Below are 14,515 nucleotides of genomic sequence, written 5' to 3'. Positions count from 1 at the left end.
TCAAACCTTTATACGTCAATAACTTCGTCATTCGATTTAAAGTAGCGAACCTTCGTTCCATCTTCAAGTCGTTTAATGCCTACACGGTCGCCTTTTTTAGTAACCGGGTTTAATACGGCTACATTCGAAACATGAATGCCCGCTTCTCTTTCGAGAATTCCGCCTTGCTCACCTTTATTAGGGTTTGGTTTAACATGTTTTTTTGCCATGTTAACGCCTTCCACTAAGACACGGCTTTTCGGCAAAACTTTAATAACTTTACCGCTACGCCCTTTATCTCTACCGACGAGAACAACAACCATGTCATCTTTTTTAATCTTTTGCATTACAAAACCTCTAACGCTAATGAAACGATTTTCATAAAATTACCGGTTCGTAATTCTCGCGTTACCGGACCAAAAATACGTGTTCCGATCGGTTGTAATTGTGCGTTTAGCAAAACAACCGCATTGCTATCAAAGCGAATCAATGAACCATCATCACGACGCACACCTTTACGAGTGCGAACAACAACAGCATTCATCACATCCCCTTTTTTTACCTTGCCACGAGGAATCGCTTCTTTAATACTGACTTTAATCACATCGCCTACACTGGCATAACGACGCTTTGATCCGCCCAGTACTTTAATGCACATAACGCGTCGTGCACCGCTGTTATCTGCCACATCGACTACTGATTGCGTCTGTATCATTTCACTTTCTCCGCCTTTTCCTTAATCTCTACTAAAGTCCAGCTCTTTGTTTTAGAAATAGGACGAGTTTCTTTTATCGTCACTAAATCACCGATACGACACTGATTTTCCTTGTCATGGGCGTGGATTTTTGTCGAACGCCGAATAAATTTTCCATATTTTGGATGCTTAACGCGTCGTTCTACTAACACGACAATCGTGTTAGTCATTTTGTCACTAACAACTGTCCCCGTTAGGGTACGCGCTTCTGTTTCTTTCTTAGTCATCATACCTCACGTTCCTTTTCTTTAAGGATCGTCTTAACCCGCGCAATATCGCGACGAACTCGTTTATGTAAATGCGGCTTAGGGGATTCTCCCACACCTTTTTGCATCCGCAAATTAAATTGTTCTTTACGTAACTCCAACAGTTCCGTGTTTAATTCATCAACTGATTTTATTTTCAATTCTTTTGTATTCATTACATCACCGTCCGCTTAACAAAAACGACTTTAATCGGTAGTTTTGCTGCGGCTCGTGCGAATGCTTCGCGTGCCAATTCTTCAGTGACACCTTCAAGCTCAAAGATCATACGGCCGGGCTGCACCAACGCTACCCAGTATTCAACACTTCCCTTACCTTTACCCTGACGCACTTCCAGCGGTTTTTTAGTAATCGGTTTATCAGGAAAAATCCGAATTACAACTTTTCCACCACGTTTAATGTGTCTAGCGATAGCACGACGTGCAGCTTCAAGCTGGCGCGCAGTAATGCGCCCGCGGCCTACCGCTTTCATACCAAACTCGCCAAAATTAATTTTATTGCCTTTCCTAGCAATACCGCGGTTTCGGCCTTTAAAATCTTTACGATATTTTCTGTTACTTGGCTGAAGCATTACTTAATCCTCTATTTCGCCTCTTCTTTACTTGTTTCTTCTTGTTCTTGTAGCTCTTCTTTTACAGGAAGATGCTTTTCACCCTTAAAGATCCAAACCTTAACACCAATAATGCCATAAGTTGTTTTTGCAATAGCGGTGTTGTAATCGATATCGGCACGGAAAGTATGTAGAGGCACTCGACCTTCGCGATACCATTCCGTTCGAGCAATTTCAGCACCCGCTAAACGGCCACTTAAGCTAATCTTTATTCCTAACGCGCCTTGTCGCATAGTACTTTGTACTGCACGCTTCATTGCACGTCTGAACATCACACGGCGCTCTAATTGTTGCGCTACACTTTCGGCAACTAACTTAGCATCTAACTCAGGTTTTCGAATTTCTTCGATACTGATGTGCACAGGCACTTTCATTAATTTTGAGATTTCATCACGTAGCGCTTCAATCTCACCACCTTTTTTACCAATAATGACTCCAGGACGCGCTGAATAAATAGCAATTTTTGCGTTGCGCGCCGGGCGCTCAATTTGAATACGGCTGACAGCAGCGCCTTTTAGTTTTTTCTCTAAAAGTTCTCTGACTTTAAGGTCACTGTTTAGGTGGTTCGCAAAATCAGCATTTTCAGCATACCAATTTGATGTCCATCCTTTTGTGATACCTAATCGTATTCCTGTTGGATTAACTTTTTGACCCATTAATTACTCTCCCCGTCATCGGAAACCATTACCGTGATATGACAAGTACGCTTCATGATGCGATTTGCACGACCTCTAGCGCGTGGTTGAAACCGCCTAGCCATAGGTCCCTCATCAACAAATATTTTTGCAATTTTTAGCTCATCAATATCTGCGCCTGCATTGTGTTCAGCATTCGCAATGGCCGAATCCACAACTTTTTTTAGAAGTGCAGCAGCTTTCTTCGGACTAAAGCGCAACAAATCGACTGCTTGTTCTGCAGGTAATCCACGCACCTGATCAGCCACTAAGCGTGCTTTCTGTGCTGAAATATGTGCGAATTTTAATTTTGCCGCGACTTCCATTATTTGCCCTCACCTGTTTTTGCTTTGCGATCGCCTGAATGCGCGCGAAACGTTCGGGTCACTGCAAATTCACCTAATTTATGACCGACCATATTTTCCGAGACATAAACAGGCACATGCTGGCGACCATTATGAACCGCAATCGTTAGACCAACCATATCCGGTGTAATCATAGATCGACGCGACCATGTTTTAATCGGACGCTTACTGCTTTCTTTGTTTGCTTGATCCACCTTTTTTTGTAAGTGGTGATCTACAAACGGTCCTTTATATGTTGATCTTGGCACTTTTTACCTCACTCTTATTTCTTGCGTCGGTCACGAATAATCATGTTAGTCGTTCGTTTATTTCTGCGTGTTTTAAAACCTTTTGCAGAAACTCCAAACGGACTCACTGGATGGCGTCCACCTGACGTTTTACCTTCACCACCACCATGCGGGTGGTCAACCGGGTTCATGGCAACACCACGTACATGCGGACGACGACCTCGCCAACGTTTTGCACCCGCTTTACCGAGTGAACGCAAGTTGTTTTCGGAGTTTGACACTTCTCCGATGCAAGCACGACAACTTGCCAATACCTTGCGTGTTTCACCGGAACGCATACGGATAATCGCATACAATCCTTCGCGCGCCACTAGTTGAGCCGAGGTGCCTGCGCTTCGAATTAATTGAGCACCTTTACCGGGTTTCAATTCAATACAATGAATCGTGGCACCCAAGGGCATACTCTGCATCGGCAAACAGTTACCAGGCTTAATCGGCGAATGCTCACCAGACATAATCGCAGAACCTTCATGTATGCCTTTTGGTGCGATGATATATCGTCGTTCCCCATCAGCATACAATAACAGTGCAATATGCGCGCTTCGATTCGGATCATATTCAATCCGTTCAACTTTAGCATTAATGCCATCTTTATCCCGTTTAAAATCGATAATGCGGTATGCACGTTTGTGACCGCCACCACGATAGCGAACAGTCACTCGGCCTTTATTATTACGACCGCTGATTCGATTTTTACTTTCCACCAAGGGCGCATAGGGATCACCTTTATGTAATTTTGGATGAACCACTTTAACTGTAAAACGGCGCCCTGGGGATGTAGGTTTTGCTTTAACTAAAGTCATAATCATTAATCCCCATATGCAACATCAATTTCACTGCCCTGAGCCAGTGTGACATACGCTTTTTTCCAATTATTACGACGTCCTCGAGTTTGCTTAAACCGCGTTTGCTTCCCTTTTACATTAATCGTTCGGACCGATTTCACGGTTACATTAAATAAGGCTTCTACCGCTTCTTTAATTTGTGCCTTAGTCGCAGCAGGACTCACTTCAAATGCATACTGCGGATAAACTCCAGCAGAAGAAACCGTTTTTTCTGACACATGAGGGGCTCTTAAAATCGTTAATATACTTTCAGCACTCACGACAACCTCTCCTCAAGTTTTTTAATCGCAGCGACTGTAATCACTACTTTTTCCGCGGCGACTAAACTAACCGGATCTACTCGTACAGCATCGCAAACGTCTACATGAGGAATATTACGCGATGCTAAATTTATATTGCGATCCTCGTTATCAAGAATGATAAGACCCTTTTCTATTTTCAACTTCTGCAATGCTTTTACGAGCTCTTGCGTTTTCGGTCCCTTCAATTTCAAATCATCAATAATAACTAATCTGTCCTGACGCACTAATTCCGATAATATCGATGCTAATGCACGCTGATACATTTTCTTATTCACTTTTTGTGAATAGTCACGCGGCCTAGCTGCAAATGTAACACCACCACTGCGCCAAAGAGGACTACGAATTGTACCTGCTCGTGCACGGCCCGTTCCTTTTTGTCGCCAAGGTTTTGTACCCCCACCGCTCACATCGCTTCGTGTTTTTTGCGCTTTCGTGCCTGCACGACCGCCAGCTAAATAAGCTGTCACGATTTGATGGATGAGACCTTCTTTAAATTCGCATCCGAAAGTTTTGTCAGACACTTTAATTTTGTCTTTACCTTGTACTTGTAGCTCCATCATGCTTTCTCCTTACTTTTCACGGATCCAGTGATGACAACTTGGCCACCAGGAGCTCCAGGCACAACGCCTTTTATTAATATCAAATTGCGTTCCACATCCACTTTAATAATTTCCTGATTCTGAATCGTTCGATTCACATCACCCATGTGACCCGCCATTTTTTTACCTTTAAATACACGACCTGGCCATTGACATTGACCAATAGAACCCGGCGCACGATGCGACAATGAATTACCATGCGTTGCATCTTGAGTTCTAAAGTTATGTCGCTTAACCGTTCCGGCAAAACCTTTACCGCGAGTTAGCCCGCTTACATCAACTTTTTGCCCTTCTTTAAATAGTTCGACTGTTAAGTTGTCACCCACTTTAGCTTCCGGCATCTCGTCTTTGCATAAACGAAACTCTTTCATGCTTTTGCCGGCTTCAACACCAGCTTTTGCATAATGACCCGCGAGTGCCTTATTCACATGAGAAGCTTTCTTTAGGCCTAGTGTCACTTGCAGTGCACGATAGCCATCGGCATCCACTGTTTTAACTTGTGTTACACGGTTAGGCGTAACTTCAATTACAGTGACCGGAATAGATTCACCCGATTCAGTAAATATTCGAGTCATTCCACATTTTTTACCCATTAACCCAACAGGCATTGCATTTTCTCCGATAACAAAGTGCCGCTATCGCGACACTTTATGTAAAAAATATTAATCCCTACGCAAAGCGCATCATATTAAAAATTATTCAACGCTAATTTGAACGTCGACACCAGCCGCTAAATCCAACTTCATCAACGCGTCAACCGTCTTATCCGTTGGCTGAAGAATATCAACCAGTCGCTTATGCGTACGGATTTCATATTGATCACGTGCATCTTTATCAACATGCGGTGAAATCAAAACCGTATAACGCTCGATCTTTGTCGGCAATGGAATAGGACCTTTGATAATAGCCCCCGTTCGCCGAGCCGTTTCAACGATTTCTTTCGTTGAACGATCAATAAGCTTGTGATCAAACGCTTTAAGCCTGATTCTGATACGCTGATTGTTGTTTACAACTGCCATCTTTTTTTTCCATTATTCAATAATCTTAGTTACGACACCGGCACCCACTGTACGGCCACCTTCTCGAACCGCAAAGCGCACACCTTCATCCATCGCTATCGGTGCGATCATCGTCACCGTTACCTTCACGTTGTCTCCAGGCATCACCATCTCTACTCCATCCGGTAACACTACCTCTCCCGTCACGTCTGTCGTACGGAAGTAAAACTGAGGCCGATAGCCCTTGAAAAACGGCGTATGACGACCACCTTCTTCTTTCGACAACACATAAATTTCCGCTTCAAATTTCGTGTGCGGCGTAATCGTGCCAGGCTTCGCTAATACTTGACCGCGCTCAACTTCCTCTCGCTTCGTACCACGCAATAAAACACCCACATTATCACCCGCCTGACCTTCGTCAAGCAGCTTACGGAACATCTCAACTCCCGTACACGTCGTCTTCGACGTCGGGTGTATTCCCACAATCTCTAGCTCATCCCCAACCTTCACAATACCGCGCTCAATTCGGCCCGTGACTACCGTTCCTCGACCCGAAATCGAAAAGACGTCTTCTATCGGCATCAAGAAAGGTTTGTCTATATCACGCTTCGGCTCCGGAAAGTACGTGTCCATCGTCTCAACCAGCTTCAACACCGCCGGTACTCCTAAATCACTCGTGTCTCCTTCCAACGCCTTCAGCGCTGAACCCACGATAATCGGCGTATCATCTCCAGGAAAGTCATAGCTGCTCAACAAGTCTCTCACTTCCATCTCAACCAGCTCTAGCAATTCCGGATCATCTACCATGTCCGCTTTATTCAAGAAAACCACAATATTCGGCACGGCAACTTGTTTCGCCAACACAATGTGCTCTCGCGTTTGGGGCATCGGACCATCCGCCGCGCTCACAACCAAAATCGCTCCGTCCATTTGCGCCGCTCCCGTGATCATGTTCTTCACGTAGTCCGCGTGTCCTGGACAGTCCACATGCGCATAGTGGCGCTTCTCACTTTGGTATTCAACGTGCGACGTCGCTATCGTGATTCCGCGCGCTCTTTCTTCCGGCGCATTATCAATCTGATCAAACGCACTTGCCGTACCGCCATATTTCTTTGCCAATACCGTCGTCAACGCCGCCGTCAACGTCGTCTTACCATGGTCTACGTGACCTATCGTACCCACATTCATATGCGGCTTATCTCTTTCAAATTTTTCCTTCGACATGACTTTTCACCTCTTTATATTTGGCTTATTGCGTTTTAATGACTGCCTCTGCAATATTGGCAGGCGCTTCGGCATATTTTAGAAATTCCATCGTGTACGTGGCTCGACCCTGACTTAATGAACGCAGGTCAGTGGCATAACCGAACATTTCTGCCAACGGAACTTCAACATCTACAACTTTACCGGTAGGATTTTCATCCATACCTTGAATAACACCACGACGTCTATTTAAGTCACCAACGACATCGCCCATATAGTCTTCTGGCGTCACAACCTCGACCTTCATGATCGGTTCTAATAAGACAGGCTTAGCTTTTGATGCACCTTCTTTAAAGCACTGCGAACCTGCAATTTTAAATGCCATTTCACTGGAGTCAACATCGTGGTAAGAACCATCGTAAAGCGTCACTTTCACGTCAACGACTGGGTAACCCGCGATAATACCATTCTCCATTTGCTCTTTTACGCCTTTTTCAACGGCAGGAATGTATTCTCTTGGAATGACACCACCCACAATAGCGTTGACGAACTCAAAACCTTCACCCGGCTCTTTTGGTTCGATGCGTAACCATACATGTCCGTACTGACCACGTCCACCTGTTTGACGAATATATTTACCTTCTTGCTCGATTGGCTTGCGAATTGTTTCGCGATAAGCAACGCGCGGTTTACCGACGTTAGCATCAACATTAAATTCGCGCAGCATACGATCGACAATAATTTCTAAGTGCAATTCACCCATACCTTCGATAATCGTCTGACCAGACTCTTCATCGGTATGAACTCGAAATGAGGGATCTTCTTGTGCCAATTTGCCCAAAGCGATACCCATCTTTTCTTGGTCTGCCTTAGTTTTCGGCTCAATCGCAACAGAAATGACGGGCTCCGGAAACTCCATTCTTTCTAATGTAATAATGCTATCTTGCGCACACAACGTATCGCCTGTCGTTACTTTCTTTAATCCAACAGCAGCAGCGATATCACCGGCATGCACTTCTTTAATTTCATGTCGCGTGTTCGAATGCATTTGTAAGATTCGACCAATGCGCTCTTTCATACCCTTAACTGGGTTATAAACAGAATCACCTGATTTCAAGACACCCGAATACACACGGAAGAATGTTAATGTTCCAACAAACGGGTCTGTTGCAATTTTAAACGCTAGCGCAGCAAATGGCGCTTTATCATCAGCGGAACGACTACCCTCAGAGCCATCTTCTTCCTCACCACGAATCGCCTCAACATCGGTTGGCGCAGGCATGAATTCAATTACTGCGTCCAATAAAGCTTGAACACCTTTATTTTTAAAGGCACTTCCACACAACATCGGAACGATTTCGTTATTCAACGTACGTCGTCGAATACCTTTTCGAATTTCTTCTTGGGTTAAGTCACCATTTTCTAAATATTTTTCCATTAACTCTTCTGAAGACTCAGCCGCTGCTTCGATGAGCTGTTCACGATATTTATCTGCCTCTGCTTTCAAATTATCGGGAATATCACGCTCTTCATACGTCATACCTTTATCGGCTTCATTCCAGTAAATAGCTTTCATTCGAATAAGATCAATAACACCTTCGAATTCTTCTTCAGCACCAATCGGTAATTGGACTGGAATAGGCGTCGAATTTAATCGTGTTTTTACTTGTTCTACAACTCGTAAAAAGTTAGCACCGGCACGATCCATTTTGTTGACAAAGCCCATGCGAGGCACGCGATATTTGGTTGCCTGACGCCAAACCGTTTCACTCTGTGGCTCAACTCCACCAACAGAACAGAAAACAGCAACAGCACCATCGAGCACACGTAAAGAACGCTCTACTTCGATCGTAAAGTCAACGTGTCCCGGTGTATCAATAATATTAACGCGGTGTTTCGGATATTGTTGATCCATACCCATCCAGTAGCAAGTCGTCGCGGCAGAAGTAATCGTAATACCACGCTCTTGCTCTTGCGCCATCCAATCCATAACGGCACTACCTTCGTGGACCTCACCCATTTTGTGAGACACGCCCGTATAATAAAGTATGCGCTCCGTCGTTGTTGTTTTACCCGCGTCAATATGGGCCATGATACCAATATTGCGAGTACGTTCTAACGGAATTTCTCTAGCCATAATTTTTACCACCGATAGTGTGCAAACGCTTGGTTGGCTTTCGCCATACGATGCACATCTTCACGTTTTTTTACTGCCCCACCGCGCCCTTCAACTGCGTCAAGAATTTCATTCGCTAAACGCAATACCATCGTTTTTTCATTACGTTGATTAGCGTATTCAACCAACCATCGCATCGCTAATGCCATACGACGAGTACTGCGAATCTCAACGGGCACTTGGTATGTTGAACCACCAACCCGACGAGATTTAACCTCAACTTGTGGCGTCACATGCTCAAGCGCTTTTTTAAATGCGTCTAATGCAAAGGAACGGGCAGATTCGCTGGTGCGAATATCGCCGGTAACACGTTTTGCTGCGCCACCTTTATCGCCTGAATCATCACCACCTTCACCTTCTTCGACCTTTGCCGGTCTTTTCGCTTGCTGCTGCAAAACGGCATCCAACGCACCATAAACGATGTTTTCCGCAACAGATTTTTTACCATTACGCATAACCGTGTTAATAAATTTCGCCAACAACTCGCTGTGAAACAGTGGATCAGGCAAAATATCTCTTTTTGGTGCTGCTTTTCTTCTAGCCATTGCTATACTCTTTATTCTTTCGGTTTTTTCTCGCCGTACTTCGAACGGCCTCGTTTACGGCCTGATACCCCAGCGGTATCCAAGCTACCCCGCACAATGTGATATCGCACACCCGGTAAGTCTTTTACACGACCTCCTCGGATGAGCACCACTGAGTGCTCTTGCAAATTGTGTCCCTCACCACCAATGTAAGCAGGAACTTCTTTTCCATTAGTGAGTCGCACACGCGCTACTTTACGCAATGCCGAGTTTGGTTTCTTAGGTGTTGTTGTGAAAACACGAGTACAAACACCTCGTTTTTGAGGACTGCCATCTAATGCTGGCACGTCACTTTTCGCTCGCTTTGCCTTACGCGGCTTTCTCACTAATTGATTGATTCTAGCCATTTTTTCCTCGTTTCATCCTTCTGTTTCTGTCAAAATCCTTCAGCTCTAGTGGTTTATCCACCTTCGCCCAGGATGACGACGATTTAGATCTCGCCACTTTCACTCAGGATGACGATACATACACTACAAAATCTCGGTAAAGCCGTGTTACTCAAGTGTTTAACAATGAATAACACGGAGCGGGGATTCTAATGAATGCTGAGCCCTTCGTCAAGCAAGTTTAGCTTGGAGATCACTTAAAATTGCTTTTTGCTGTTTTTAAGCGACTCCATGACTAAACTAAGAATCACTTTTCTCCTTACCAACCGTTTCTTCATCCGGAGATGACTTCAATGCCTCACTGAGCGCTTGCTCCGCTTCGCTAGCAGTCACCCCTTTATTAGCTTCCGCCTCTTCAGTGACGGCTTGATCAGCCTCTCGACGCTTCTTGTGATATTCATAGCCCGTTCCGGCAGGAATCAGCCGACCCACAATTACGTTCTCTTTCAAGCCACGTAAATCGTCGCGTTTTCCCGCCACCGAGGCGCCTGTTAACACCCGCGTGGTTTCTTGGAACGATGCCGCTGAAATAAAGGACTCCGTTGCTAATGATGCTTTCGTGATCCCCAATAGCAAAGACTCATATTCAGCCGGAATACCACCTTCTTTTCGAGCACGATCATTTTCTTCGCGCAGTTGATAGTATTCAGCTTGTTCGCCTTGCAAGAAGTTGGTATCGCCAGGGTTGTGAATCACAACTTTTCGTAGCATCTGACGCACAATAACCTCAATATGCTTATCATTGATCTTCACGCCTTGCAGTCGATAGACCTCTTGCACCTCATTCACGATATAATTCGCCAAGGCGCTCACACCCAATAGACGCAAGATATCATGCGGATCATTCGGACCATCGGCGATCATTTCACCCTTTTCAACCGTTTCACCTTCAAATACGTTGACGTGACGCCATTTTGGTATGAGCTCTTCATGAACCGTACCATCCGACGCTGTAATCACTAAGCGACCTTTATCTTTAGTGTCTTTACCAAAGCTCACAAGACCCGAAATTTCCGCTAGGATTGCCGCATCTTTAGGTCGACGCGCTTCAAATAAGTCCGCCACTCGAGGCAGACCACCGGTAATATCACGGGTTTTCGACGTTTCTTGCGGAATACGCGCGAGCACGTCACCTACCTCGACAGCACCACCATCTTCTTTTGTGATAACCGTGCCTTCAGGCAAGAAATAATGGGCCGGAACATTACCACCTGGCAAGTTTAAGTCCTTACCTTTTTGATCGACCAATTTCACCATCGGACGTAATTCTTTCCCGGTCGCACTACGTTGTTTTGCCGCTGTTACTACAACACTTGTCAAACCCGTCAATTCATCGGTTTGACGATTCATAGTAATACCATCGACAAGATCAACAAATCGAAGCTGACCAGCCACTTCAGTGATAATTGGATGTGTATGCGGATCCCATTGCGCAACGATTTGTTTTGCTTTCACCGCATCACCATCACGAACGCTAATGGTTGCGCCGTAAGGCACTTTGTAATGTTCGCGTTCAGCACCTTGCGGATCCTGCACAACTAATTCCCCGGAGCGGGAAACTGCCACCAAGTTACCATTGGCTTGCTCAACCGTTTTAAGGTTACGCAGTTTAACTTTACCATCGGATTTAACTTCGATGTTATTCGCAGCGGTTGCTCGCGAAGCCGCACCACCAATGTGGAAGGTACGCATGGTTAACTGCGTACCCGGCTCACCGATGGATTGTGCTGCCACAACACCTACCGCTTCACCAACATTTACTAAATGACCTCGCGCTAAGTCACGACCGTAACACAACGAACAAATACCATAAGGAGTGTCACAAGTGATCGCAGAGCGTACTTTAACGCGATCGATGCTGTGCTCATCGAGAATATTCACGAGTTTTTCATCGAGCATCGTCTTTTCATCAATGAGTGTTTCATTCGTTTTCGGATCGATAACTGGCGCTAATAAAACACGACCCAACACGCGTTCACGCAATGGCTCAACAACGTCACCACCTTCAATGTGAGGCGTAATTTCAAGCCCATTTTCAGTACCACAATCGTGTTCAGTAACAACTAAGTCTTGCGCCACATCCACCAAACGACGTGTTAAGTAACCTGAGTTTGCAGTTTTTAATGCAGTGTCCGCCAAACCTTTACGCGCACCGTGTGTCGAAATAAAGTATTGCAACACGTTAAGACCTTCACGGAAGTTTGCCGTAATAGGTGTCTCAATGATGGTGCCATCTGGCTTTGCCATCAAACCACGCATACCCGCTAGCTGACGAATTTGCGCAGCCGATCCTCGCGCACCCGAATCAGACATCATGTAAATAGAGTTGAATGAGTTCTGAGTAACTTCTTTTCCTTCTGCATTTTTCACACGCTCAACTGCAATTTTTTCCATCATCGCCTTGGCAACTTGATCATTTGTTCGCGACCAAATATCCACAACTTTGTTGTAGCGTTCGCCTTGTGTTACCAAACCTGATGCGTATTGTTTTTCAATTTCGCGTACTTCGTCTTCCGCTTTAGAAATAATATTTTCTTTACTCTCAGGAACCACAAGGTCATCAACACCGATTGAAACACCTGAATAAGTAGCATATCGGAAGCCCATATACATTAATTGATCGGCAAAAATAACCGTCGCCTTAAGGCCCAGATTTCGATAGCTGATATCGAGTAGTTTAGAAATCGCTTTTTTTGTCATCGCTTGATCGACGAGATCAAAAGATAATCCCGCGGGGACAATATCCCATAATAAAACACGACCAATCGTACTATTAACAATACGAGATGACTCTACCAGTTCACCATTTTCATTCAGTAATTTTTCTTGAATACGAACGGTAATCTTTGCATGTAAATCAGCCTTGCCATTTTCGTAAGCACGCACGACTTCATTAATATCAGCGAATTTCAAACCTTCACCTTTCGCATTAACGCGTTCGCGCGTCATGTAATAAAGACCTAACACAACGTCGTGAGTTGGCACGATGATCGGTTCACCGTTCGCCGGATGTAATACGTTGTTCGTCGACATCATGAGCGAGCGCGCTTCTAATTGCGCTTCCAGTGTCAATGGTACGTGAACAGCCATTTGGTCACCGTCGAAGTCGGCGTTGTATGCCGTACAAACTAACGGGTGTAATTGAATAGCCTTACCTTCAATTAACACCGGCTCAAATGCTTGGATACCCAAACGGTGCAGTGTTGGTGCACGGTTTAACAGAATTGGATGTTCGCGAATGACTTCTTCAAGAATATCCCAAACCTCGGGCACTTCGCTTTCAACCATTTTCTTTGCAGCTTTAATCGTTGTTGCTAAACCACGATGCTGTAATTTGCTAAAGATAAATGGTTTGAATAATTCCAATGCCATTTTTTTCGGGAGACCACATTGGTGTAATTTTAATGTCGGACCTACCACAATAACCGAACGACCAGAGTAGTCGACGCGTTTACCTAATAAGTTTTGACGGAATCGACCCGATTTACCTTTAATCATGTCCGCTAATGATTTCAACGGACGACGATTAGAACCTAAAATCGCACGACCACGACGACCATTATCGAGTAGCGCATCAACCGCTTCTTGCAACATACGTTTTTCGTTGCGAACGATAATATCGGGCGCGTTTAAATCAAGCAGTCGTTTTAAACGGTTGTTACGATTAATCACTCGACGATAAAGATCATTCAAATCAGACGTCGCGAATCGCCCCCCATCAAGCGGTACTAATGGACGAAGATCTGGTGGCAATACCGGCAATACATCCAAGATCATCCAACCAGGCTTATTACCCGATTCCAAGAATGACGACATAACTTTAAGCCGTTTCGTGATTTTTTTGATTTTGGTTTCCGAAGATGTTTTGGGAAGCTCGTTATGCAGTTCTTCGACCTCAGCTTTTAAATCGATTTCTTGTAATAACCGTTTAATCGCTTCTGCACCCATCAAAGCAACGAAATCATCACCGTATTCTTCTAAGGCATCGAGATAAGCTTCTTCCGACAAGAGTTGTCCACGCTCAAGCGGTGTCATGCCGGGGTCCACAACGACGTACGCTTCAAAGTAAAGCACCCGCTCAATATCGCGCAAGGTCATATCTAATAATAATCCAATGCGTGATGGCAGCGATTTTAAATACCAGATATGCGCAACAGGACAAGCAAGTTCAATGTGACCCATGCGTTCACGACGCACTTTGGTTAATGTGACTTCCACACCACATTTCTCACAGACAACACCACGATGTTTTAAGCGCTTGTATTTTCCACAAAGACATTCATAGTCTTTAATTGGACCAAATATTTTCGCGCAAAAGAGCCCTTCACGTTCAGGTTTGAACGTACGGTAATTAATCGTTTCTGGCTTTTTGACTTCACCAAAAGACCAAGAGCGAATTTCTTCTGGAGATGCAAGCTTGATACGGAGCGCACCGAAGTCAGCGCTCTTATCACTTTTTAATTGTTTTAGTAAGTCTCTCAATGCTGTGC

The 14,515-nt window shown here is 44.8% G+C and carries 18 protein-coding genes; all 18 read right to left on the bottom strand.

Annotation, left to right across the window (positions count from 1 at the left end; all coding sequences use genetic code 11):
• Positions 1-8: 8 nt before the first annotated feature.
• Complete coding sequence (gene rplX, locus ACJMKR_RS01335; RefSeq protein ID WP_423063450.1) at positions 9-326, bottom strand: 50S ribosomal protein L24; 318 nt, start codon at positions 324-326, stop codon at positions 9-11.
• Complete coding sequence (gene rplN, locus ACJMKR_RS01330) at positions 326-694, bottom strand: 50S ribosomal protein L14 (RefSeq protein ID WP_423063449.1); 369 nt, start codon at positions 692-694, stop codon at positions 326-328. Before rplN ends, rplX begins: the two co-directional genes overlap by 1 nt.
• Positions 691-963 carry a 30S ribosomal protein S17 gene (gene rpsQ / locus ACJMKR_RS01325; RefSeq protein ID WP_423063448.1) on the bottom strand — a complete coding sequence of 91 codons (273 nt, stop codon included), beginning with the start codon at positions 961-963 and terminating at the stop codon, positions 691-693. The genes rplN and rpsQ overlap by 4 nt, the downstream gene beginning before the upstream one ends.
• Positions 960-1,154 carry a 50S ribosomal protein L29 gene (rpmC, locus tag ACJMKR_RS01320; protein WP_423063447.1) on the bottom strand — a complete coding sequence of 65 codons (195 nt, stop codon included), beginning with the start codon at positions 1,152-1,154 and terminating at the stop codon, positions 960-962. The genes rpsQ and rpmC overlap by 4 nt, the downstream gene beginning before the upstream one ends.
• Complete coding sequence (rplP, locus tag ACJMKR_RS01315) at positions 1,154-1,567, bottom strand: 50S ribosomal protein L16 (RefSeq protein WP_423063446.1); 414 nt, start codon at positions 1,565-1,567, stop codon at positions 1,154-1,156. The genes rpmC and rplP overlap by 1 nt, the downstream gene beginning before the upstream one ends.
• Before the next feature lie 11 nt (positions 1,568-1,578).
• Positions 1,579-2,262 carry a 30S ribosomal protein S3 gene (gene rpsC, locus ACJMKR_RS01310; protein WP_423063445.1) on the bottom strand — a complete coding sequence of 228 codons (684 nt, stop codon included), beginning with the start codon at positions 2,260-2,262 and terminating at the stop codon, positions 1,579-1,581.
• Positions 2,262-2,606 (bottom strand): 50S ribosomal protein L22, encoded by a 345-nt coding sequence (gene rplV / locus ACJMKR_RS01305; protein WP_423063444.1) that lies wholly within the window; start codon positions 2,604-2,606, stop codon positions 2,262-2,264. The genes rpsC and rplV overlap by 1 nt, the downstream gene beginning before the upstream one ends.
• Positions 2,606-2,893 carry a 30S ribosomal protein S19 gene (gene rpsS, locus ACJMKR_RS01300; protein WP_423063443.1) on the bottom strand — a complete coding sequence of 96 codons (288 nt, stop codon included), beginning with the start codon at positions 2,891-2,893 and terminating at the stop codon, positions 2,606-2,608. Before rpsS ends, rplV begins: the two co-directional genes overlap by 1 nt.
• Before the next feature lie 14 nt (positions 2,894-2,907).
• A complete protein-coding gene (gene rplB, locus ACJMKR_RS01295; RefSeq protein ID WP_423064265.1) occupies positions 2,908-3,735 on the bottom strand; it encodes a 50S ribosomal protein L2 in 828 nt (275 codons plus the stop codon).
• Positions 3,736-3,740: 5 nt separating this feature from the next.
• Positions 3,741-4,037, bottom strand: coding sequence for a 50S ribosomal protein L23 (rplW, locus tag ACJMKR_RS01290; protein ID WP_423063442.1), 297 nt, complete (start codon positions 4,035-4,037; stop codon positions 3,741-3,743).
• Positions 4,034-4,636: a 50S ribosomal protein L4 gene (gene rplD / locus ACJMKR_RS01285; protein WP_423064264.1), complete on the bottom strand. Its 603-nt coding sequence runs from the start codon at positions 4,634-4,636 to the stop codon at positions 4,034-4,036. The genes rplW and rplD overlap by 4 nt, the downstream gene beginning before the upstream one ends.
• Positions 4,636-5,286 (bottom strand): 50S ribosomal protein L3, encoded by a 651-nt coding sequence (gene rplC, locus ACJMKR_RS01280; protein WP_423063441.1) that lies wholly within the window; start codon positions 5,284-5,286, stop codon positions 4,636-4,638. The genes rplD and rplC overlap by 1 nt, the downstream gene beginning before the upstream one ends.
• A gap of 87 nt (positions 5,287-5,373) precedes the next feature.
• Positions 5,374-5,697 (bottom strand): 30S ribosomal protein S10, encoded by a 324-nt coding sequence (gene rpsJ / locus ACJMKR_RS01275; RefSeq protein WP_423063440.1) that lies wholly within the window; start codon positions 5,695-5,697, stop codon positions 5,374-5,376.
• Between the two features lie 12 nt (positions 5,698-5,709).
• Positions 5,710-6,900: an elongation factor Tu gene (gene tuf, locus ACJMKR_RS01270; RefSeq protein WP_423063428.1), complete on the bottom strand. Its 1,191-nt coding sequence runs from the start codon at positions 6,898-6,900 to the stop codon at positions 5,710-5,712.
• 25 nt (positions 6,901-6,925) lie between these two features.
• On the bottom strand, positions 6,926-9,016 hold the full coding sequence (fusA, locus tag ACJMKR_RS01265) for an elongation factor G (protein ID WP_423063439.1): 2,091 nt from the start codon (positions 9,014-9,016) through the stop codon (positions 6,926-6,928).
• A gap of 5 nt (positions 9,017-9,021) precedes the next feature.
• Complete coding sequence (gene rpsG, locus ACJMKR_RS01260; protein WP_423063438.1) at positions 9,022-9,600, bottom strand: 30S ribosomal protein S7; 579 nt, start codon at positions 9,598-9,600, stop codon at positions 9,022-9,024.
• Positions 9,601-9,611: 11 nt separating this feature from the next.
• Complete coding sequence (rpsL, locus tag ACJMKR_RS01255) at positions 9,612-9,986, bottom strand: 30S ribosomal protein S12 (protein WP_423063437.1); 375 nt, start codon at positions 9,984-9,986, stop codon at positions 9,612-9,614.
• Positions 9,987-10,265: 279 nt separating this feature from the next.
• Positions 10,266-14,507 carry a DNA-directed RNA polymerase subunit beta' gene (gene rpoC / locus ACJMKR_RS01250; protein WP_423063436.1) on the bottom strand — a complete coding sequence of 1,414 codons (4,242 nt, stop codon included), beginning with the start codon at positions 14,505-14,507 and terminating at the stop codon, positions 10,266-10,268.
• Positions 14,508-14,515: the final 8 nt, after the last annotated feature.

It is taken from the genome of Candidiatus Paracoxiella cheracis (genome assembly GCF_049348705.1).
GTDB lineage: Bacteria > Pseudomonadota > Gammaproteobacteria > Coxiellales > Coxiellaceae > Paracoxiella > Paracoxiella cheracis.
Note: the sequence above shows the minus strand (reverse complement) of the source record. Positions and strands in the feature narration are given on the sequence as shown.

Coding starts and splice junctions, on each gene's coding strand:
- rpsQ (WP_423063448.1), bottom strand. CDS start 963: ATGATGACTAAGAAAGAAACAGAAGCGCGTACCCTAACGGGGACAGTT.
- rpsG (WP_423063438.1), bottom strand. CDS start 9,600: ATGGCTAGAAGAAAAGCAGCACCAAAAAGAGATATTTTGCCTGATCCA.
- rplX (WP_423063450.1), bottom strand. CDS start 326: ATGCAAAAGATTAAAAAAGATGACATGGTTGTTGTTCTCGTCGGTAGA.
- rpsL (WP_423063437.1), bottom strand. CDS start 9,986: ATGGCTAGAATCAATCAATTAGTGAGAAAGCCGCGTAAGGCAAAGCGA.
- rplV (WP_423063444.1), bottom strand. CDS start 2,606: ATGGAAGTCGCGGCAAAATTAAAATTCGCACATATTTCAGCACAGAAA.
- rpmC (WP_423063447.1), bottom strand. CDS start 1,154: ATGAATACAAAAGAATTGAAAATAAAATCAGTTGATGAATTAAACACG.
- rplC (WP_423063441.1), bottom strand. CDS start 5,286: ATGCCTGTTGGGTTAATGGGTAAAAAATGTGGAATGACTCGAATATTT.
- rpsJ (WP_423063440.1), bottom strand. CDS start 5,697: ATGGCAGTTGTAAACAACAATCAGCGTATCAGAATCAGGCTTAAAGCG.
- rplN (WP_423063449.1), bottom strand. CDS start 694: ATGATACAGACGCAATCAGTAGTCGATGTGGCAGATAACAGCGGTGCA.
- rplD (WP_423064264.1), bottom strand. CDS start 4,636: ATGGAGCTACAAGTACAAGGTAAAGACAAAATTAAAGTGTCTGACAAA.
- rplB (WP_423064265.1), bottom strand. CDS start 3,735: ATGACTTTAGTTAAAGCAAAACCTACATCCCCAGGGCGCCGTTTTACA.
- fusA (WP_423063439.1), bottom strand. CDS start 9,016: ATGGCTAGAGAAATTCCGTTAGAACGTACTCGCAATATTGGTATCATG.
- rpsC (WP_423063445.1), bottom strand. CDS start 2,262: ATGGGTCAAAAAGTTAATCCAACAGGAATACGATTAGGTATCACAAAA.
- tuf (WP_423063428.1), bottom strand. CDS start 6,900: ATGTCGAAGGAAAAATTTGAAAGAGATAAGCCGCATATGAATGTGGGT.
- rplP (WP_423063446.1), bottom strand. CDS start 1,567: ATGCTTCAGCCAAGTAACAGAAAATATCGTAAAGATTTTAAAGGCCGA.